Origin of the sequence: Pedobacter sp. Bi27 (assembly GCF_918698255.1) — a bacterium.
Taxonomy (GTDB): domain Bacteria; phylum Bacteroidota; class Bacteroidia; order Sphingobacteriales; family Sphingobacteriaceae; genus Pedobacter.
Window position 1 is genome coordinate 181,428 of sequence record NZ_CAKKMW010000003.1, and the last position, 21,283, is coordinate 202,710.

The 21,283-nt window shown below is 38.0% G+C and carries 20 protein-coding genes; 9 read left to right on the forward strand and 11 right to left on the reverse strand.

Annotated features, from left to right (window positions below; all coding sequences use genetic code 11):
- Nucleotides 1-103: 103 nt before the first annotated feature.
- Both LQ227_RS10905 and LQ227_RS10910 read right to left on the reverse strand, forming a co-directional pair.
- Nucleotides 104-2,560 (reverse strand): hypothetical protein, encoded by a 2,457-nt coding sequence (locus LQ227_RS10905; protein ID WP_230144394.1) that lies wholly within the window; start codon nt 2,558-2,560, stop codon nt 104-106.
- Nucleotides 2,526-3,551 carry a hypothetical protein gene (locus tag LQ227_RS10910; RefSeq protein WP_230149354.1) on the reverse strand — a complete coding sequence of 342 codons (1,026 nt, stop codon included), beginning with the start codon at nt 3,549-3,551 and terminating at the stop codon, nt 2,526-2,528. The genes LQ227_RS10905 and LQ227_RS10910 overlap by 35 nt, the downstream gene beginning before the upstream one ends.
- A 30-nt stretch (nt 3,552-3,581) precedes the next feature.
- Between LQ227_RS10910 and dtd the strand changes: the two genes are divergently transcribed.
- The 3 genes from dtd (at nt 3,582) to LQ227_RS10925 (ending at nt 5,981) form a co-directional block, all read left to right on the forward strand.
- Nucleotides 3,582-4,034 carry a D-aminoacyl-tRNA deacylase gene (gene dtd, locus LQ227_RS10915; protein WP_230149356.1) on the forward strand — a complete coding sequence of 151 codons (453 nt, stop codon included), beginning with the start codon at nt 3,582-3,584 and terminating at the stop codon, nt 4,032-4,034.
- A gap of 89 nt (nt 4,035-4,123) precedes the next feature.
- Nucleotides 4,124-5,665 carry a glycosyltransferase family 39 protein gene (locus tag LQ227_RS10920; protein WP_230149358.1) on the forward strand — a complete coding sequence of 514 codons (1,542 nt, stop codon included), beginning with the start codon at nt 4,124-4,126 and terminating at the stop codon, nt 5,663-5,665.
- The gene (locus tag LQ227_RS10925) at nt 5,655-5,981 is read left to right on the forward strand and encodes a nucleotide pyrophosphohydrolase (RefSeq protein ID WP_230144398.1); all 327 of its coding nucleotides are present in this window, start codon (nt 5,655-5,657) and stop codon (nt 5,979-5,981) included. The genes LQ227_RS10920 and LQ227_RS10925 overlap by 11 nt, the downstream gene beginning before the upstream one ends.
- A gap of 84 nt (nt 5,982-6,065) precedes the next feature.
- Here LQ227_RS10925 and LQ227_RS10930 read toward each other — a convergent pair whose 3' ends face one another.
- Nucleotides 6,066-6,368: a DUF4286 family protein gene (locus LQ227_RS10930; protein ID WP_230144399.1), complete on the reverse strand. Its 303-nt coding sequence runs from the start codon at nt 6,366-6,368 to the stop codon at nt 6,066-6,068.
- Nucleotides 6,369-6,476: 108 nt separating this feature from the next.
- Here LQ227_RS10930 and LQ227_RS10935 point away from each other — a divergent pair, with 108 nt between their 5' ends.
- The gene (locus LQ227_RS10935) at nt 6,477-6,740 is read left to right on the forward strand and encodes a hypothetical protein (protein ID WP_215124987.1); all 264 of its coding nucleotides are present in this window, start codon (nt 6,477-6,479) and stop codon (nt 6,738-6,740) included.
- Complete coding sequence (locus tag LQ227_RS10940) at nt 6,733-7,314, forward strand: GNAT family N-acetyltransferase (RefSeq protein WP_230149360.1); 582 nt, start codon at nt 6,733-6,735, stop codon at nt 7,312-7,314. The genes LQ227_RS10935 and LQ227_RS10940 overlap by 8 nt, the downstream gene beginning before the upstream one ends.
- Before the next feature lie 95 nt (nt 7,315-7,409).
- Here the strand turns inward: LQ227_RS10940 and LQ227_RS10945 are convergent, their stop codons facing one another.
- Entirely contained in the window at nt 7,410-9,233 is a 1,824-nt protein-coding gene (locus LQ227_RS10945; protein ID WP_230149362.1) for a tetratricopeptide repeat protein, read from the reverse strand.
- Nucleotides 9,234-9,461: 228 nt separating this feature from the next.
- On the opposite strand from LQ227_RS10945, the gene LQ227_RS10950 reads away from it, so the two are divergent.
- The 3 genes from LQ227_RS10950 (at nt 9,462) to LQ227_RS10960 (ending at nt 13,803) form a co-directional block, all read left to right on the forward strand.
- Nucleotides 9,462-11,345, forward strand: coding sequence for a prolyl oligopeptidase family serine peptidase (locus LQ227_RS10950; RefSeq protein WP_230144402.1), 1,884 nt, complete (start codon nt 9,462-9,464; stop codon nt 11,343-11,345).
- A 3-nt stretch (nt 11,346-11,348) separates the two neighbouring features.
- Nucleotides 11,349-13,022, forward strand: a complete 1,674-nt coding sequence (locus LQ227_RS10955) for a sensor histidine kinase KdpD (RefSeq protein ID WP_230149364.1) — start codon at nt 11,349-11,351, stop codon at nt 13,020-13,022.
- 91 nt (nt 13,023-13,113) lie between these two features.
- Nucleotides 13,114-13,803 carry a response regulator transcription factor gene (locus LQ227_RS10960; protein WP_029274172.1) on the forward strand — a complete coding sequence of 230 codons (690 nt, stop codon included), beginning with the start codon at nt 13,114-13,116 and terminating at the stop codon, nt 13,801-13,803.
- Between the two features lie 114 nt (nt 13,804-13,917).
- On the opposite strand, the gene LQ227_RS10965 is transcribed toward LQ227_RS10960, so the two are convergent.
- From LQ227_RS10965 to LQ227_RS10990, 6 genes are all read right to left on the reverse strand, one after another.
- Entirely contained in the window at nt 13,918-15,168 is a 1,251-nt protein-coding gene (locus tag LQ227_RS10965; protein WP_230149367.1) for a metallophosphoesterase, read from the reverse strand.
- 59 nt (nt 15,169-15,227) lie between these two features.
- On the reverse strand, nt 15,228-15,449 hold the full coding sequence (locus LQ227_RS10970) for a hypothetical protein (protein WP_230149369.1): 222 nt from the start codon (nt 15,447-15,449) through the stop codon (nt 15,228-15,230).
- A gap of 37 nt (nt 15,450-15,486) precedes the next feature.
- Nucleotides 15,487-15,978, reverse strand: a complete 492-nt coding sequence (locus LQ227_RS10975; RefSeq protein WP_230149371.1) for an AAA family ATPase — start codon at nt 15,976-15,978, stop codon at nt 15,487-15,489.
- 5 nt (nt 15,979-15,983) lie between these two features.
- Nucleotides 15,984-17,471, reverse strand: a complete 1,488-nt coding sequence (locus LQ227_RS10980) for a sigma 54-interacting transcriptional regulator (protein WP_230144406.1) — start codon at nt 17,469-17,471, stop codon at nt 15,984-15,986.
- Nucleotides 17,472-17,559: 88 nt separating this feature from the next.
- Complete coding sequence (locus LQ227_RS10985; RefSeq protein WP_029274175.1) at nt 17,560-18,657, reverse strand: VWA domain-containing protein; 1,098 nt, start codon at nt 18,655-18,657, stop codon at nt 17,560-17,562.
- A 326-nt stretch (nt 18,658-18,983) separates the two neighbouring features.
- A complete protein-coding gene (locus LQ227_RS10990; RefSeq protein WP_230144408.1) occupies nt 18,984-19,865 on the reverse strand; it encodes a carbohydrate kinase family protein in 882 nt (293 codons plus the stop codon).
- 93 nt (nt 19,866-19,958) lie between these two features.
- On the opposite strand from LQ227_RS10990, the gene LQ227_RS10995 reads away from it, so the two are divergent.
- Nucleotides 19,959-20,384, forward strand: a complete 426-nt coding sequence (locus LQ227_RS10995) for a DUF4440 domain-containing protein (protein ID WP_230144409.1) — start codon at nt 19,959-19,961, stop codon at nt 20,382-20,384.
- 220 nt (nt 20,385-20,604) lie between these two features.
- On the opposite strand, the gene LQ227_RS11000 is transcribed toward LQ227_RS10995, so the two are convergent.
- Nucleotides 20,605-21,219 carry a sugar O-acetyltransferase gene (locus tag LQ227_RS11000; protein ID WP_230149373.1) on the reverse strand — a complete coding sequence of 205 codons (615 nt, stop codon included), beginning with the start codon at nt 21,217-21,219 and terminating at the stop codon, nt 20,605-20,607.
- Nucleotides 21,220-21,283: the final 64 nt, after the last annotated feature.

Genomic DNA, 21,283 nt, shown 5'->3' on the forward strand with positions numbered 1-21,283 from the left:
GAGTGGAGAAATCTATATCTAAAGATCTCTCCACTCCGCGTTGCTTCGGTCGAGATGACGACCGTTCATTTGAAGCTCTTAATAGTGACGTAGTTCGAGGGGCCTAGTTTTGTGTTTTTGGCTTAATAAAATCTCCTAAATAACTACACTCGCCCGCCGCAACAGCATAAAAAGGCGTTTTGGCATAATTAAACCTTAATTCTTTAAGATAAGGATTATTGTAATTAGCCTTGATGAAATTTCTCCATTTCACATCTTTTTTATCGTAATAATAAAATGATAGCGGGTTTGCATTCATGATGATCTGTTTCTGCAAACATTTAGCCAACATAAATGTACATTTTGCTTTAAAATCGGCATTGGTGCTTAATGCCCTAGCTTTTAAATACCAGGCTTTTGCCGTTTGCGCTTTTTTATAATCGCCATCGTATACATATTTTGCGGGGTTGCTGTTGTCGTATGACGACCAGTCATAACTGATTAAAAACCAGCTGTTTCCAAAATAACCTGTTTGGTAAACTGCATTAGCCATTTTATAATAATAAAGCGCCGCGTTCTTTTTATCACTAATGGTTAATTTCTGCAAGCGGAGCATTTCGGCGGCAAAAGCTTTTTTCGTAATTGATGTTTTCGCTGTTACATATTTTTTAGGATAATCGTTTATCGTTTCGATGAAAGGATTAGCATAAAGTTTTGCGTTGGCTTCATCAGCGTACCAGTTATCAGGGTTAAAATATTTGTAACCTGGCGAAACCTTTGCAAACATTTGAACAGCCTTATCATATTGATGTGTGCGTAAATAAGTTGTCCCAAAAAGTTCATAAAAATCATCGTTTTTAAGCTGGTTTAAAGCCGATGCCAACAAAGCGGTAACATCATTGCCTGTTGCCCTGGCTTTATAAACAGCTAAGCCCTGCATGCTTTTCGGACTTAAGTTTTTCTGCCAAAAGGCAATACTTTGGTAACTCATATTCTGGAAAAGTGAATTCTCTTTTAACGTTTTATATTCCAGGTCGCCTTTAACCATTGCTAATGCCGCTTTTGCAGTATCGCCCATACTCAAATAAGCTGATGCCAATATTTGCTGATAAAAATTCCTGGTCGTTCTGCTAAAGCGTTTGCTGGCACGATCTGTATCATAATAATATGGTCCTTTTGGTTGCTCGCTGTTCTCTGCGAAACGTTTTTCGTCGAGCCATTTTAAAGTCGGCAATAAATCGTTCTCATTAAAAGGATTTCCTTTTTTGATGTTTTTTGCCTTGATTAATAAGTCGGTAATGCGGTATTGGTTGCGTAATCTTTCTGGCAATTTATCTGGTTTTAGAATGGCAAGATAATTTGTCGCCAGAAAATCTTTGTTCTCCATCCACGATAAATAAGCTGCTGTTAACGTGCCCAGCTCAGGCTGTGGATATTTTTTTTCGGTAGCCAGTTTTACTGCAAAATTCCTGATTTCATTTAGGTGTTTTAAATTGATGTTTTTTAAACTGTCTTTATATTTAGAATTGCCGTTATCCGAAAAATAATAATTATAGCCAATTTTAGCAATATCGTTCGCCTCGATAAGATCTTGTTCTAATTTATTTACTTCGCGCACCAACAGTGTTCCATTAAGCTGGCTTTTTGGTTCGTACTGATAAACTTTATTCAGACTTTCTATACCCGAATCAGCATCTCCAAAGCCGTTTATCGCCCAGATATTGGCTTTCTCGTTATTGGTTTTGGCATATTTTAACGCTCCGTTAACAGGCGAACTGGTGTAATAATAATTTTTATAAGCCTGTACCCTTCGCTCCGGATTGCTTGCAAAAACCTTCGAGAATAAAAAGGCTGATTCTTCCGGATTTCCCAATCTACGGGTCGATCCGGCATAGAGTGCCAATGCCCAGCCCTTAACCGCACTGTTTACCTTACTGGTTTTGATATACTTTTCGTAGGTTGATTTGCTTTCGGCATGCAATCCTGCAAAATGAAACATCCGTTCAGCTTGGTAAGCGTAGCGCAGTTTAAGAAAATCGTCTTTCTCTGCTTCTGTTAATTTTAGACCTTCCTGGGCTTTTGAACCCATGGCGGTCGTATCACGGGGATTAGGGTCCCAAAGACTAAAATCCACATTGGCCAAAGGTTCACAGCTTTTGGCGAATTGATAATACTTTAGTGATTCTTTGCGTTTGCTTAACGCCTTGATAAAACTATTCTGTTGTAAGCTATCGGGTAATTGCGAAACGTTACCTTCAAAATTAACGAGTTTTACGTCAGTGGCACTATCTGTTTTATACATTACTTTTAGCACATCTTCTTTTTTAACATTGAGGTATTTCGCCCATTCACGACTATTGATATCTGGCTCGCTTTCGATATCCGTTTCGCTGTTGAGGTAAACCATCTGGTTGTAGGCGAACGGCGAATATTCATCCCCTTCTATGTTGTTGTGGAAATAAGAAATGTAGTAATCATAAGGATCTATCTCGCCACCACAGGCAAGATTTACGGCAATTTCGCCGAAAAAAGTAATTAGGAATACACTAAAAATTAGCGATAACTTTTTGAACGTCTTCATTAGTAAAATGTTTTAAAAGGTCGGTGTCTAAATGGTAAAAAACGAGGTTCCGGTCTCTAGGGCTTAAATATCGGGATAAAAATTTGGAGGCCGAAAGTAAATCTTCAGTGGAAATCTCTTCCCACCTTAACACATCTCCTTTTTTTAATCCGGCTACAGGATAATCAGCCAAAAGATCATAGAGAATGGAATTTCCCCTCTGTTTAAAAAGTTTTTTATCCCCGATCTGGATTTTGCCTATTCGTTTGGAGATACCCGCATATTGCCCGTTCCTGAATACCACTGCCCATTCAAAAATAGGTAAGGCTACATCAAGTGACAAGGGATATCGCTCAAGGTAATCTTTAAGGTAAAGATCCATTTCGTGCTGATCCAATATGGAATTTTGTTCACCATATTTACGCAGATTACCCATGTTGTAACACATTAAAATGGCCTTTTCTACTGGCGGCACTCCGCTTGATACGATGTTTTTAACCTGATGCAACCGCAAGGTTACTGAAATGCTTTTGCCTTTTAAAAGCGGATTCGCCTTTAATTGTTCGAGAAATTTAAAATACCTGTTTCTGGTGCCTTTGGTCCAATCACAATCAATCTGTAATTCTGCATAATTTTGCTTTCCGGCCTGTTTTACCTTTGCGGCTATAAATTTGACAATTCGATCGGCCATAACCGCTGTTTGCATGGTGTCAATCTTGTTAAAAACCTCGTTAACGATAAACACAACAGGGATAATATCGATCTGTTTAGGTAACGGATCTGAAAATTTAATTGGCGAAATGGGTACAGGCAGCTGAAGATCTGGATTAAAATCTACATCCATAATCCGCACGTACAAAGATTTAGATTTAAATTGATCAAGATAACTGGTTTCTTCCTTTTTGTTCTGATAATCCGTTTTCCAATAATAAAAAGTAGGGTGAACAATTGATTTTTGCTTACAACCAAGGAAGAGAAACACAGAAATCACTAAAATACTTATCTTGCGCATATCAATTTTATTGAGCAAAAGTAGTATAAAATGCGAGCAGTTTTACAAAGAGTTACACAGGCAAGTTGCACGGTTGACGGTGAGGTAACAGGAGCGATTGATACGGGATTTTTAGTGTTGTTAGGCATAGAAGACGCCGATGCTTTAGAGGATTTGGATTGGTTAGCGCAGAAAATTATCGGTATGCGCGTTTTTGGAGATGAAAACGGAATGATGAATAAAGCACTTGCCGATGTGGGTGGAGATATTTTATTGATCAGTCAGTTTACCTTATTTGCATCTACCAAAAAAGGAAACCGTCCGGGTTTTACAAGGGCAGCACGACCAGATGTGGCGATTCCACTTTATGAGAAAATGATCGAAAAGCTATCGCATTTATTGGGTAAAAAAGTAAAAACCGGAATTTTTGGTGCTGATATGAAAATCGCACTTTTAAACGATGGACCAGTTACGATTTTGATTGATACAAAAGATAAGGAATAATTCAATTTAAAAAGTAGCGGCGTAACTTATGAAGTCTTAAATTGTCAAAAAACAATATTAATTTATTCCAAAATTTAACCTAAGCTAATATGAAGGATAAAAATCCGAACCGGCTAGCGGAATACAGTTGTCTTGCGTTTTTTCTGATTTTAAAGTTAGTGTTATCTTTTGTATTGGTCAATTCAGTTTACGAATTGCACCGTGATGAATTTCTGCATTTAGATCAGGCGAACCACCTCGCTGCGGGTTTCACCTCAGTTCCGCCATTAACCTCGCTATTTTCATGGCTTATTAAAGCTTTTGGCAATGGATATTTCGTGGTAAAATTTGTTCCTGCATTATTAGGTGCCTTCACTATATTATACTGTTGGAAAATTGTCGGTTTTTTAAAGGGTAACCTATTGGCAAAATGCCTGGTTGCTGTAGCCTGCCTGTGTTCTGCTCTGCTCAGACTAAATACCCTTTACCAGCCCAACTCTTTCGATGTTTTAGCTTGGACAGCTATATTCTATTATCTGTTAAAATATTTCGATAAAAACGAAGCCAGATATCTGTATGCCTTTGCCATTTTTGTCGCTTTAGGTTTTTTAAATAAATACAACATCCTTTTTCTCATCATTGGTTTACTACCAGCTATACTCATTACATCAAAACGAAAAATATTTACCGATAAATATCTTTATCTGGCCGTTTTGATAGCGTTTTTAATCATTTCGCCCAATATAATCTGGCAGATTAACAATCACTTTCCGGTGCTCGCCCACATGAAACTTTTACAGGAAACGCAATTGGTTCATGTAAACCGGATTGATTTTTTTATCGGACAGTTCCTCTTTTTTATCAGTTCGATCTTTATTCTTTTAGCAGGCATTGGCAGCCTTGTTTTTTATAAGGATTTCAGCAAATACAGATGGATTATTCTCTCCTATCTGTTTACACTTATTGTATTTAGCTATTTTAAGGCAAAAGATTATTATGCATTAGGTTTATATCCGGTTTTACTGGCTTTTGGTGCGCATTATTTAAGTCGGGTTTTAGCAAAGAAATATATATTAACGGGATTGCTGTTTGCTTTTAATATTGGCTCATTCATTTATTTGATACCGCTTATTATGCCAGTTTATAGTCCTGATGAAATTGTAGCACATCATAAGAGATTTGAACGGGTAGGTGCCTTGCGATGGGAAGATGGTAAAAATCACGAGCTGCCGCAGGACTATGCCGATATGCAGGGCTGGAAAGAATTGGCAGGACTTGTTGATTCGGCTTACGGAATGGTTAAGGATAAATCTACCGTATTGGTACGTGCCGATAATTATGGCCAAGCTGGTGCAATTAATTATTATTCAAAATATAAAAATATAAATGCTGTATCGTACAATGCCGATTACTTGTATTGGTTTAAAATGGATAAGCCGATCAAAGATTTCATTATGATCACCGAATGGAAGGACAAAGATCCACAGCGTAAGAGAGAGCAGCCCTATTTTGCCAAGATTACCAAAATTGGTGAAGTAACTACTCCATATACGAGAGAAAGAGGCGCAGGAGTTTTTTTGCTTGAAGGTGCCAATATCAAAGTGAGCAGCATTATAAAATCAGAAATAGAAGAAGAAAAACATGACCATTAACGAAGCACAGGAAACCGTAGACCATTGGATTAAAACCACAGGCATCCGCTATTTTAACGAACTCACTAATACCGCCATTTTGATGGAAGAGGTTGGAGAAGTAGCCCGTATTATGGCCCGTAAATACGGCGAGCAGTCGTTTAAAAAAAGCGACGAAGAGGTAAACCTCGCCGATGAAATGGCCGATGTGATGTTCGTTTTAATCTGTCTGGCTAATCAAACAGGCATAAACCTTACCGATGCTTTGGAAAAGAACCTGGAAAAAAAGAGCATCCGCGATGCAGATAGGCATAAGAATAATGAGAAGCTTAAGTGAATTATTGAGTAATTGAATTTTGACTGAGTGAATAAAGGGTATTTAATAACATTCAATCATTCAAAATTCAATCATTCTTTTGGCTTAGCCAACGAACTCCATCAAACTCCTATATGCCACAAAGCGGTTTTTGTATCTTTCGTTTAGTTCAGCCTGTAAAGCAGGGGCAAATATTTCCTGGTATTTATTGTAATGATCTAATGTTTCAGCAACATACTGTGCGCAATAGGTTACACCCTCGTTCGGTGAGTCTACAACCTTTAATAAACGGTTGGAAATAAACATACCCGTAGCCATCACTTCAGGGATATGAACATCTTGCATCCACTGTAACCACTCTTCAGCCGCTGCATCATCTAAGATGAGCGTAACATTATATAAAAACATGGCACAAAGGTAAATAATATATAAATGTTAAAAAATTGATGATAATGGATTTTATTCTTTAAAGTGGTGTCAATCTGTTAGATTTGACGAATCCCATTGTTTTTAAGCATGATACGAACTAACGACTCTCAAAAAATAGACAATTCCACTCGTAATTATATTTATACCGGATACCTAACTGCAATTTTCGGCGGCATTTTAGGGCTGGTGATTGGTTGGGATTTAATGAAGAAAAAGAGAACATTAAATACTGGCGAAAAGGTTTTTTCTTATTCTCTAACGGATAGGCAGCATGGCGCCAGAATTTTAATTTTGGCAGCAATTTGCTTCGTTTTGTTGCTAACCTTAACTATTATTGCACTAGATGCCTAATCCCATCTATCCAGAAATGATTATTATTACCAAATCTTCTACTACAAAAGAGCTTGAAGGCATTCTTGAGCTTCAGAAGCAAAACTTAAAGAAAGATTTAACTCCAGAACAAATAAAAGAAGAAGGCTTTGTTACCGTTTCGCATTCGCTTGATGATCTGGAAAAGATGCATCGGCACGAACCCAACATTATTGCAAAAGATGAAGAATTGGTAGTGGCTTATGTGTTAGCAATGACTGAGGAATCTAAAAATGATATCCCAAGATTGGTTGAAATGTACGAAAGTTTCGATCACATCCAATATCACGGTAAATCCGTTTCTTCCTATTCCTATATCGTTGTAGGGCAGGTTTGCGTTAGTCAGGCTTATCGTGGTAAAGGTTTGTTCGATCAATGTTATCAGGCTTATAAAGATTATTTTAAATCTAAATACGATTTCGCAATCACCGAAATTGCAAGCATCAATTTACGATCGATGAATGCACATAAACGTATTGGTTTCGAGGTTATTCATACTTATACAGATAACAGCGCGGTAGAATGGAATGTTGTAGTTTGGGACTGGAAACGATAGGTTGGTTTGGCGTTTAGCGATAGGCGTTTGGAGTCAATTAACCAGTTACAACAATTAACCATTACGAATGAACTAATGACTAATGAACCACTGAACTATACCCCATCTCCACGTAAATTCCTAAACCTTTTCCTGGCTTCGGCACTGAACATGCTCCCCGGGTAATCCGTAATCAGTTTTTGGAAATAGATTTTGGCCTGTGCGATGTCGTTCAATTTCTTTTCATAAAGGTCGCCCAATGTAAAAAGCGCATCGTCTGTCCAAATCCCATCTTTAAAATCTTCAGTTACCTTTTTCAAGATATCGGCTGCCTTTTGGAAATCGTTGGCTTTGATGAGAATTCTTGCTTTACTCATCATTATCGCATCGGTTAGGCTATTTTGTGGAAACGCCATCGCAATACTATCCATTTTTTTAACTGCTCGTTCAGGGAGGTTTCTGAATAAAAGCATCTCCGCATCGGCATACATTTTTAGCGCGTTGCTATCAGCAGGGGTTTGAATATTATCGTTAATGAGTAAACTCAGATTCAGCGCATCGTTTGCAATGAGTTGTGAAGTCGCAGCCTTTAAAACCAGGCATTGGCCATTGCTGTATTCGAAATTACCCTGATAAAAGGAAAGTTTAGCACTCCTGAAACGTGCCTCATTTCCTACGGGTTGTCCTTCAAATTGTTTGCTCACTTGCTCGTATACTAAAAAAGCTTCCCAGGGTTGGTTGGTTAAAATATAGATATCGCCTAAATCGAGTTTCAGTTGGCCTAACTCCTGATCGTTAATGCCTGGCATTTTTATGGCTTCTTCAAGCTCTTTTTCTGCACTACTGGGTTGATTTAAATAGTAAGCCTGCAAGTTTGCGAGTTTTTTTATCGCGAAAAGCGTGTTTCTGTTCTTGCCGTTTTCGTCCAGTAAGGCCTGATAATCTTTCGCTAACAGATCAAGATCGGCTACTGTATATTTCCCGTTGGTACGCAGGTTATACTTGGTATTCAGCATTTCTATTTTTGAAGGAAGATAATACTGGTTATCCTTTCCTTTAGTTAACAGGTAATCGTAAGCTTTAATCGCTGTTTCGTATGCGCCATTGTCAACAAAGGTATAAATGGCATTAAACAAGGTGCCTCCATCAGCTTTGGTGCGTTTATCGTATGCAATTAGTTGGCGCAGGGCCATATCAAATTCCTGTTGTTGAATATAGTTCCAGGTGAGTAACTGAATATAAATTTCGGCATCGGGCTCTTTCTGTATTTTCCTTAAAATGGCTGCCTGAAAGGTTTGGTAATCGTTTTTATCTTCAAAAATAGAGGCGAGTACGGCTTCAGCCTGTGGTAAAAGCTGAGGCATTGTTCCAAGCGCATCAAGATATTCCTGCATGAGCATGGACTTATCCTTTTTAAAACGGTAGATATTTAATAGCTCAAAGGCGAAGAGTTGATCGTTGCCCAACAGTTTTCTTCCCTGCTTAAAAGTTTGAACCGCAAATTCATAATTTTCGAAACGATAAAAACTATTGGCTAAATTCCTGACCTTAAATTCATCTTTTGGAAGTTTATTAATAACATCGGTAAAAATCTTGTTTGCCGCTTGTACATCACCCTTCTCTTGATAAAGTTTGCCCAATGCTATTGGATAAACATCACCCTGTGGATTTTTTTTAATTTCCCTTTTAACCACTTTCTCCGCAACATCATAACGCTTCAATTTTACCAATGTATTAAAGTAAATATCGAAATAGGCTTCGTTATTGGGTATGGCATAAAGTTTTTCCAGTAGCACAACTGCTTTTTCATAATCACCATCATTATAGTATTGAATGGCCAGGCTACTTTCATCAGGTGTAATCTGTTGATTGGGACGGAAGATTTGTGCATTGGCCCCGAGAGATAGAAATAAGAATATGATGAAAAGCAAGCGGTTCATAAACCCTAAATTATAAGTTTTAAATGTAACATTTTAATACATCTTTAGCTAAAGCATCAATTGGTATTAAACGTATTTTAAATGTTACCTGTATTTTATTTTGTAGGTATTTTATAAATACTAAATTGAACCACGACTTATTATTGATTGCATAAGTAACATTGTTGGTGTAAATCGCAGTTAAGTTGTTATGATACTTATTTTTGTCATCCCGTAAAGGATTTATTTATGCTAAAAAAGATTTTTCTATTGTTAATGGTTGCATTGATCTGGGCCTGTAAAGGTGCTAACAATGATACTATTCCTGTGGACGATTTTTTTAAAACGCAGGATAAGGCCTATTATCGCATTTCTCCGGACGGGAAAAGTCTTTCCTATTTAAAGCTTCATGATAAAAAACTTGATCTTTTTGTTGAAGATCTTGCTACCGGAAATAGTCTTCAGTTAACCCATTTGAATGGGAAGAATATCAGTTTTCATTTCTGGACCAGCAATAACGAGTTGATTTATTATGCTGAAGACGAATCTAAAGAGCGCAAATCGGATATTTTTGTGATCAATAAAGATGGAAGCAAGCAGGTTCAGCTGAGTGCCAACGAGAAAAGTAGGTTAAGGGTAATAGAAGATCAGTTAATTGATGATAAATACATTATTGTTGCATCCAATAAACGCGATTCGACAGTTTTCGATGTTTACCGCCTAAATGTTAGGAACGGTAAAATGGATATTGCAGCTAAAAACCCTGGAAATATTACCGAATGGATGACGGATAACAGAGGAGTGTTGAAAATTGCTGTTGCGAGTGATGGGGTGAACGAAACCTTGATGTACCGGGAAAACGAAAACCAGGCCTTTGCTCCGGTAATTACCAACAATTTCGAAACCACTTTACAGCCAGTTGCCTTCTCAGAAAGCCAACCCAATATACTTTATGCCATTTCAAATGTAAATAGAGATAAGAATGCATTAGTGGCACTCGATCTAAAAACAGGTAAAGAAAAACAGGTACTTTTTGCAAACGATACCTTAAACGTAGTAGATGCAAAATATTCGCGGCCACAAAAGAAAATGCTTTTTGTAACCTGCGAAACCTGGAAAAAGGAAAAATATTACCTTGATGACAGTACGAAGATTACTTACTCCAAAATAGATCGGCTTTTACCAGGTACCGAATGGAAAATTATGGATAAAGATAAAATGGACAAGGTTTTTGTGGTAAGAACATTTACCGATAAAAATCCGGGGTCTTATTATCTCTATACCGTTAGTGAGAATAAACTTAAAAAACTAACTGATATTAGCCCATCTATTAAACAGGGCGATATGAGTGCCATGAAACCAATCTGTTTTAAAAGTTCGGATAATTTAACCATTAACGGTTACTTAACCCTACCAAAAAATAAAAAGGCTGTTAATTTGCCTGTAGTGGTTCTGCCGCATAATGGCCCTGCAGGGCGAAATAGTTGGGGCTATAATGCAGAAGTTCAATTCTTGGCTAACCGTGGCTATGCTGTTTTACAAGTAAACTATCGTGGGTCTACCGGCTATGGTAAATCTTTTTATGCCGCTGGTTTTAAGCAGTGGAGCGATAAAATCCAGGAAGACGTTAACGATGGCGTAAAATGGTTAATTGCCAAAAAAATTGCCAATCCTAAAAAAATCGCCATTTATGGCAATGGTTTTGGTGGTTATATTGCATTAAATTGTTTGTATAAAAATCCCGATCTTTATAAATGTGGCGGATCAAATTCAGGAGTAATCAATTTGTTCAGTTACCTGAAAACCATCCCGCCGTTTTTAAAAGCGAATTTGCAGATGTATTATGAAATTGTAGGCAATCCGGTAACAGATACCGATTATATGCGGTTTGCATCACCTGTTTTCCATGCCGACCGGTTTAAAGCGCCTGTTTTTATAGCGCAGAATCCTAAAGATCCTCGTGTTAACGTAGCGGAAGGTGTTCAGTTTATTAAAGAGCTGAAAAAACGGAATGTTCAGGTTACCTATATCGAAAAGGAAGAAGGCCCAAACCCTATCGTACGTCAACAAAGTAGAACGGCTCTGTACAAAGCATTAGAAGAATTTTTACAGGAAAATCTAGGTAAGAAATAGGGTATGGCCTTAGATAAAAAAAGTGGATATCGTAAAAATTTCTCGCTCGGTATAACCTTCATTGTACTCATTTCCATTCTTTTTATTCTATCGCTTTTTTTGGCGTTTAACTACAGCAAGAAATCGATTGAGAACGATTTTGTATCTGAGAAAGTAAACGTGCTAGAGCAGAGTATTAAGCCTTATAATGATTTCTTTCAGAACAAAATGCCCGAGATTTCATATTATAGTGGCTTTTTAGATTCTTCTACAGCAGCAAAATTTGTAGATACCGTGATGTTAAAATATCCTTTTATCTCGAAGGTTACTTTTTACGATACCGAGGTGAAGAATGTTCCTGTGAAGGATGGGATCAATGCAAACCACTTAGGTATTGGCCCTAAATCTATTTTTCAGTTTGGCAAAGGTGTTAAACCCGATTCGGTAAAATTATATTCAGAAGATGATACCAAATCTTTTAATGTAGGGAGCGATTTTAATGCAATAGCCATAAAACTTGCCACTTTTGTTGAGGATCTGGATACAGCATCGGTACCTACACAAGAGGAATTGTTTACTAATTTTTCTATCGTTAACTCGAATGAAAATAAAATCACCTATTTAAATATTCCCCGTCGGGAAGATTTAAGGGCCTATAAAGATATGATCAGACGGAAATTAAATCCAGCGCCCATTTACCAACAGGATGTACTGGTTTTTAATCTCGATGCACATAAAATAAAGATCATCAATACCAGGCCATTGCTGTACCAAACGATCAGGATTGAGCCGTTGACTTACGATCCGATTGATACTTCTGAAGAAAATATTAATACCGAAATTGCTCTGCCGGGCGCATTTTCTGATTTTAAGCTCTACCTTATTTCATCAAGATCTTACATCAAGAAAGAAATTTTTATTTACTTCATGCCGATCGCCCTGGTGCTTTTATTGGTATACGGCGTACTTTTATTGGTTGCTTTTTTGATTTACCGTAACCTGAATATCAATAGCAAAATGTTTAAGCTGCAGTACGATTTTGTGAATAACCTTACGCATGAGTTTAAAACGCCCGTCAGCGTGATTAAGATTGCGGGAAACAATATTAAAAGTGCTACTACATTAAGCCAGAGGGAACAGCAGCTTTATGGCAAGATCCTGGATGAAGAAGCCGACAAGCTGAATGGCTTAATGAACAAACTATTAGCCTTTACACAGATTGAAAATAAGGCGATTAAACTGAATCAGGAAGAAGTTAATATTGTAGATTTTATTGAAAGTACCATCGAATCGCATACATTAAAACATCCCGATTTTAAGATTACCTACGAGGTGGTGGGCTTTAAAACCTTTATTACCGATCCGGTATTATTGGGGAGTTTATTCGATAATCTGGCAGAGAATGCCTACAAATATTCGAAGCCAGAACAGAAAAAATTACACATTAGTGCAAAGTTGATTAAAGGGGTGCTGGTTTTCCGGTTTGCCGATAAGGGAATAGGTATCGCAGCATCAGAATTAAACAATATATTTAAGAAGTTTTTCAGGATTCAGAACGAATATAACCAAATGGGCAGTGTAGGCCTGGGTTTGGCATTCTGCAAAGAACTGGTTAACTTTATGGAGGGAGAAATCTCTGTAAAAAGTAAAGTAGGAAGCGGTACTGAATTTAAGATTGTACTGCCTTATAATAGTTAAATTTTAGGAGTTGGAAGGTTGTAAGTTGAGTTTAACCCTTTAAACATTACAGCGTTTCAACATTACAACCGCATATAAAACACACATACAAATGTCAAAAGAAGTAAAAATATTAATTGTAGAAGATGATGAAAATCTTCGCTTTCTTGTGGCCCACCGTTTAAAGGCTGAAGGTTATACTGTGCTTGAAGCAAATGATGGCGAAGCTGGTGAAAGAATGATTGTTGCCGATCAGCCTGATATTGTTTTATTGGATTGGATGATGCCGGGTAAACAGGGCGCCGAAGTTTGCGAGAATGTGCGCAAGCAAGGATTCGAAAACCTGATCATTATGATGACTGCAAAAGCGCAGGATGTTGATAAAATTGACGCCTATAACTTTGGTGCATCTGATTATATCACCAAACCATTTAATATGGATGTTTTGGTTGCGATGTTGGAGAGTAAGGTGAAATTTATTGTGAATAAAGATACTGCCGAAATTCACCGTTTTGGTAATATGGAACATCATCCAAACATCCATACGTTGTTTAGAGATGGAAAGAAAATCGAATTAACGATATTGGAAAACCGTATCCTCCTTTATTTCTTGCGCAACCCAGGTAAAGTTATTAACCGTGACGAATTGATGTTGGTGGTGTGGGGTTACAACTCTGATGTGAATACCAGAACACTTGATATGCATATTGTGCGCTTACGTAAGAAGATAGAATTAAACCCTGATAATCCACAATTGTTACAGACTGTTAGGGGAGTAGGTTATCGCTTTAATGCGGGATAAATATAATTCTTGAATGAGAGAATGATTGAATTAGCGAATGTTTTAGGCCTGATGCCGATATTCTCTCATTCAATCATTCAAAACTCAATCATTCGAAATTCACTTATGTTTAGTCTACGCCCTCTTCAAAGTAAATATAGTTATCTCAGGTAAAATACCAACCCTGCCCGGATAACCTAAAAAGCCATAGCCCACATTAACGTAAAGCTGTTGTTTTTGCTCCTGGTACAAACCCGCCCATTCTTTGTAGATGTATTGCACCGGGCTCCATTGAACCTCTTTGAAACGAACGCCAAACTGCATTCCATGTGTATGGCCACTGAACATTGCATCTATTTGCGGATATTTCTTTAAAACTTCTCCACGCCAGTGCGAAGGATCGTGACTAAGCAAAAGTTTAACCGGTAAATCGTCTGTATGTTGAACTGCAAGCTCCATTTTTCCATATTTAGGGAAGCGGCCCATTCCCCAGTTTTCGATACCTAAAATTCCGATCTCTTCTCCATCTACTTTTAGTCTCCGGTTTTCGTTCATTAGTAAATCGTATCCCATTACCTTATGCACATCAACCATATCTTTCAGGTTTTTTACCTTGGCAGGAGAAGATTCTTTGCCAAAAAAATAATCACCATAATCGTGGTTTCCCAATGTTGAATATACACCTAGAGGTGCTTTTACTTTCGAAAATATATCCTGATAATCTCTTACCTCGTTGGTAAGGTTATTTACTAAATCGCCGGTAAAAAATACGAAATCGGGTTTCTCGCCCAATAGCATTTCTACACCACCCTTTACGGCTGTTTTATTGTAAAAGCTTCCAGAGTGGATATCCGAAATCTGTCCCATGGTAATGCCGTCAAACGCTTTGGGTAGGTTAGGGAGGATTAAATTTACCCGTCGCACCTGGTAATCGTATGCGCCAGAAATAATGCCCCAGCTTAATGAAGTTAAGGGTACCGCTGCTGCTACCAATCCGGCTTTAACCAGAAACTCAGAGCGTGAAATGGGTTCTGCTGGTGTACTTTGTGCTGTTGAAACTTCACTTTTTTTGTTCCTCCTGAAAATTTTAATGAATAACCTTCGTAAATCATCCAGGATCAAAAATGGAAGCATAGCCAGTTTACAGGCAACGGTTAAAAAGAAGGCAACCAAAATAATGGCCCTTAACGTAAGGAAAAGGTTGAGGTAAATGCCGCAGAAAACGCCGAAAATCAAAAGCAGGCTATAACTCCAATAGGCAATAGCGAATACTTTTTTAGTAGTCGGTTTCCATTTTTTAAAAACAGCGATTATGGCTTTGTAACAATAAATGTCAAAAGCAATGATGAATATGCAGGCGGCAATGATGAAAGGTAGTCTTCCCATACGATCGGGTTATTCGAGTTAAATTAAAAAATTAGACAGGTTCTTTTGACCTGTCTAAATTAAGTATTTGAAGTAAATAAATTATCTAATATTCGTTGAGGATGATCTAAAAAAGCTTTATAAACCCGATAAACTTCCGATTCCTCATATTTAACCTTGGCTATTTTATTTTCCGACATTTCGTATATCCAGGCATTGGGGTATGATAATAAGATCGGAGAGTGTGTTGCGATAATGAATTGGGCATTTTTGTTTACCAGACTATTGATTTTGGATAACATAGCAATTTGTTTTGTAGCCGAAAGGGCCGATTCGGGCTCATCGAGGATATAAACACCATGGCCCACTAAAGCGGTTCATAAACAGCGACCAAAAAGATTCTCCGTGCGATTGTTCATGTAAGGAAATGCCTCCGTAAGAATCTATTATCTTAGGAATATCTGGGTCATCTTCATCAAGTTTGTCAATCTCGCTGGCAACATTGTAAAAACTTTCTCCCCTTAAAAAGAAACCATCCTTAATTTGTTTGAAACTTTTAGTTATCGCTAGATAGTTATGCAATGCAGAATGTGTTGCTATGCTTTTAAAATTGAAATTTTTACCCCCGCCCTCTGCGTTAAAACCCAGATAAACCGCTATCGCTTCAATCAGGGTCGATTTTCCAACTCCGTTTTCGCCGGTAAAAAATGTAACATTAGGATGGAAGTCTAACTTTTCAAAAGATTTTAAGCATGGAATATTAAACGGATACCCATTAGGAAGGTGCTCTTGTTTTAACCTTCGCGATAAAAGATATCCGTTAAACTCCATTAATTTTATCTGAAATCGTCTTCATCCTCTTCTTCGTCAAATTCGGCGTTAAATAAACTGCCAAACATATCAGAGAAACCAAAGCCGCCATTTAAATAATTTTTGCTCAATTGCGAATATTCAGCTAAACCATGCAATACGAACTCCATTAACAATAAAGTTTGATTTTCGCTTAATTTAGGATGAAACTTCTTTACCAGATCGTATAAACTAGGTACCAGCATCAGCGCTTTTTTATACTGTGCATTGGTTAAAGCATCGGTAACATCTACATTGTTGCCTTCCGTAAACCATTCGGTTACTTCGGTATAAGGATTTGCCGTTTTGCTTTTCTTTGCCTTTTCAGGATCAGGGAAGTAACGCGCAAACAACGTTTTAACCGCTTTGCCGATTAAGGTTGTAGCTACATGCGCTGGCCCTTCAAGTTCGCCTTCGTAAACCAGTTCTATTTTACCTGTTATTGCCGGGATAATTCCTGCAAGGTCAGATAGGCGGACAAAAGTGTTTTTCTCGCCTGCAATCAGCATTCTTCTTTCAGCCGTGCTGATTAAATTTTCATAGGCAGAAATGGTTAATCTGGCCGAAACACCCGATTTCTGATCGATATATTCGCTTTTACGTGCCTCAAAAGCAATCTGTTCAATTAAATCCTTTACCAATCCATCGGCCTCAATATTGGCTTTTTGATCGGTGGTTAATTTTGCCTCCTGAAAAGTAATTTTGCGCGAAATTTCGATGGTTTTAGGATAGTGGGTCAAAATCTGACTTTCAATCCTATCTTTCAAAGGTGTAACAATACTTCCACGGTTGGTGTAATCTTCAGGGTTTGCGGTAAATACAAACTGGATATCCAGGGGTAAACGCAGTTTAAAACCACGGATCTGGATATCTTTCTCTTGCAACATGTTAAATAATGCCACCTGGATACGTGCTTGTAAATCCGGAAGCTCATTAATCACGAATATGCTGCGGTGTGCACGCGGAATTAAACCAAAGTGGATTACACGCTCATCATTATAGGTTAATTTCAATGTTGCAGCTTTAATGGGGTCAACATCGCCTATTAAATCGGCAACAGTAACATCTGGTGTGGCCAGTTTTTCGGTATACCTTTCGCTACGGTGCAACCAGGCAATTTCGGTATCATCGCCTTTTATGGCAATTTCGTTTTTAGCATACCATGAAATCGGGTTCAATGGATCATCAAAAATCTCACTCCCGGCCACGTATGGTACATATTCATCCAATAAGTTTACCATTAAACGGGCAATCCGTGTTTTTGCCTGCCCACGCAAACCTAAAAGTAAAATATTGTGGCGCGATAAAATGGCAGTTTGTAATTCAGGAATCACCGTTTCATCGTAGCCGATAATGCCCTCAAATTCGGTTTTTTTATCGCGGAGAACTTTAATCAGATTTTCCCTGAGCTCTTCTTTTACAGATCTCGATTTATATCCTGTGGTTTTTAATTCGCCTAATGTGGTGTTTTGCATCTTTTTTTGTTTAGTCTGGAAGTCCGAAAAGTCAGAGGTCCGGAGTTTGAGTGCTTAGATATAAACTATAATATCTTCTGACTTCGGACTATTTTACTGTTTTACGTCTGTTTTTAATGTAATCTTCAAAAATGTATTCGCCCAAGCCATTTAACGAGCTATAAAAAGCCCTGCCGCCATTAATTTCGGTAAACTGGCGCACAAACTGTTGCAGGTAAGGGTCTTTGGCAATCATAAATGTAGTAATCGGGATCTTCAGGCGCTTACATTGGGCAGCCATGTTTAAGGTTTTATTAATTACCTTCCTATCCAAACCCATACTGTTTTTATAGTATTTGCCATTTTCTTTTAAGCAGGTTGGTTTTCCGTCGGTAATCATGAAAATCTGCTTGTTATGCGTTTTTCTGCGACGGAGTAAATCAGCAGCCAATTCTAATCCCGCATAAGTATTGGTATGATAAGGGCCAACCTGTAAATAAGGCAGGTCTTTCACGCTAATTGGCCAGGCATCATTTCCGAAAACCACAATGTCTAAAGTATCTTTAGGGTATTTCGTTTTAATCAGCTCGGCCAAAGCCATCGCAACTTTTTTTGCAGGGGTAATCCGGTCTTCGCCATATAGGATCATCGAGTGCGAAATATCGATCATCAATACAGTAGATGTTAAGGTTTTAAAATCTTTTTCCTCTACTTCCAGATCGCGATCAGTTAAGGTAAAATCACCAATCCCATGGTTAATCTGCGCATTGTGGATGGAAGCCGTCATATCAATCTGATCCAAACTATCTCCAAAACTATATTCGCGTCTATCGGCATTTTTTTCTTCACCGACTCCTGACTGGTTACTGTTGTGATTTCCCCGTCCTGATTTTTTTAGTTTCCCGAAAATTTCATCAAGGGCCGATTTGCGGATAGTCTGTTCGGTTTTGGCTGTAATTTTAAATTCCCCAGATTGATTGTCTTCCGTAAGATAACCTTTGTCTTTCAGGTCGTCGATAAAATTACCAATCCCATAATCATTATTGGTTAGTTTATATTGTTTGTCGAGCTCATTCAGCCAGCTTAAAGCCTCTGCTGCATCTCCAGCTGTATAATTCAGCAGTTCGCTAAATAATTTCAGCAACTCATCAAACCCACCCTTTGGCGCATCGCCCGGCTTATAATCAGAAAAACGAAAACCTCTCATGTGCTTGTATTAACGATTTATCGAAGATAAAAGTTTCGCTTTGTATTAATTTAAGCGCGGTGTCATATTTGGAACAAAGCAGAAAGGTAAAAGCTGAAAGACCAAAGCAGATTGAATTGCCAACTGAAAACTGTCAAACTGATCTGGGCGTTTCCCAATCCCGTGAAAAACGGGAAAGGGGCGGGCTTTTCAGGGCTACGCTTCGCTTCGGTACCAATGAAATATTGGTACTGAACCCTTACAATCCCTAACGCAAAACCCACCGTTTTAGATCAGATCTAAAATTCCGTGTTAATCCGTGTCTCCGTGGCAACAAAGCAGAATGCTTAACCCAATGCCATATGGTAAATCTTTTTATTGTAATTAGGGTTTGCGCCAGGCTGAGAGGCTACAAATGCCCCAACTTTGCAGGCGTTATCTAATGTGGTCTCCATAGGGTAACCCTGTAGATAACAGGCAATAAATGTAGCCAAAAAGGCATCTCCGGCACCAACTGTATCGGCCACTTGTACTTTGTAACCAGCATGTTTAAACAACTTGCCATCTTTTAACACGCAGGCACCTTTATCACCAAGCGTGAGACAGATCATTTCAATGTTAAACTGACCGGAAAGTTGCTTTAAAAGTTGCTCATCCGTATTGCCAGTTAAAGCAAACGTTTCTTTTACCCATAAAATTTCATCTTCATTTATTTTTAGGATATCTGCTTTTGCCAAAAGTGTTTCAATTAGTTCTTTTGTATAAAAAGGCGCACGGAGGTTTATGTCGAATATTTTAGTCTTGGCATTTTCTAAGAGTGTAAGAATAGTTTTTTTAGATCGTTCATCCCGGCAGGTTAAGCTGCAATATACCAATGCATCTGCCTGTTTTACAGCGGCCATGCTTTCCTCGCTGATTTTGATTTCATCCCAGGCTACAGGCTGTTTAATCGTATAAGTGGCTTGATGGTTTTCATCCAACTGCACTACAACCGTACTGGTTGGTAATTCGGCGTTTACTTGGATCAAATCAGTTGCAAAATGATTGCTGGTTAGAAAATCGAATAGTTCTTTTCCATTTTCATCATCACCAATTGCGCTAATAAAACTGCTGTCTATACTTTGTTTGTGCAAATTAAGCGCAACGTTCATGCTCGAGCCGCCAGCTTTTTTACCTTCTGGGAAAACATCCCAGAGTATTTCGCCAATTGTGATTACTTTATTTTGCATAGGAGATTTATAGATATGTAAATAAAGAATTTTTATGCATGGAACAAAATAATTTGTTTCATATCTTTAATTTTTACCTCAACTTAAATAACCATGAAAAGAATACTTGTAATTGCATTGTTTTTAGCTTCCTTTAGTGCTTTTGCTCAAAATGCAAATGATAAACAAGCCATACTTAATTTACTCGAAAAGCAACGCGCAGATTGGAACAAAGGCGATGTTGAAGCCTTTATGCAGGGTTATGAAAAATCGGATAGTTTACTTTTTGTAGGTAAAAACGGACCAACTTATGGCTGGCAAAAAACATTGGATAATTATAAAAAGCGCTATCCGGATAAATCGGCAATGGGTTTTTTAGTGTTCGGAATTAAGAAAGTCGATTTTTTAAAGCCTGATCTGGCTTTTGTATTGGGCAGCTGGAATGTTAAACGCGAAAAGGATGAACTTAAAGGATATTTTACCTTGTTAATTAAAAAAATTAAGGGCGAATGGAAAGTGGTTGCTGATCATAGTAGCTAAGGATGGAAGGTTTTGATTAAATCGTCATTCTCAACTTGATTGGGAATCGTAATGCAATAGGCTTTAAGATTCCCCGCTTGCGCGGGAATGACGGCCAACTTTATAGTCCTCGTTTGTAACGAGGATTCGTGTGATCAGCATTTTTAATGCTGTTTAAATTAATTTAAGGGCGATAAAATCGCCCTTCTCATGCGTCCCGATTGCAAATCGGGACGATTATTTATTCTCCCAACTTAAAATCCTTATAATAATAATCCCTATCTGTATCTGTTAACTGGCGGATTACCCTGCATGGATTTCCTGCGGCAAAAACATTATCCGGAATATCCCTGGTTACGATACTACCTGATCCGATGACCACATTTGATCCGATTTTTACCCCTGGATTAATCACTACATTTCCGCCGATCCAAACACTGTTGCCAATGGTCACTTCCTGTGCCCATTCATATTCCTGATCGCGTAAATGTGCATGAATAGGATGTCCTGCGGTATAAATAGCCACATTTGGTGCAATAAAAACGCTATTGCCAATGCTTACCTTGGCACAATCTAAAATGACGAGGTTAAAATTTGCGTAAAAATTATCGCCAATTTCGATGTTGTAGCCATAATCGCATCTAAACGGAGGTTCTACGTAAAACATCCGTTCTGTTTTCCCGAATAACCTTTTTAATAGCTCTTTCCGTTGTTTGATAAATTTTGGCGCTAGGTTGTTAAACTCGAAAACAATTTCACGCGCTTTTAATCTTTCTTTTGATAGTTCTTCTCCGCCAGCCTGATAAGCTTTGCCGGCCAGCATTTTTTCTTTTTCGCTAAGGATATTGTTTTCCATCTTAGGTATCTGATTTTTTAATTCCCGGTGTTAAGCGCAATTATAACAAAAAAGGGGCTATCGT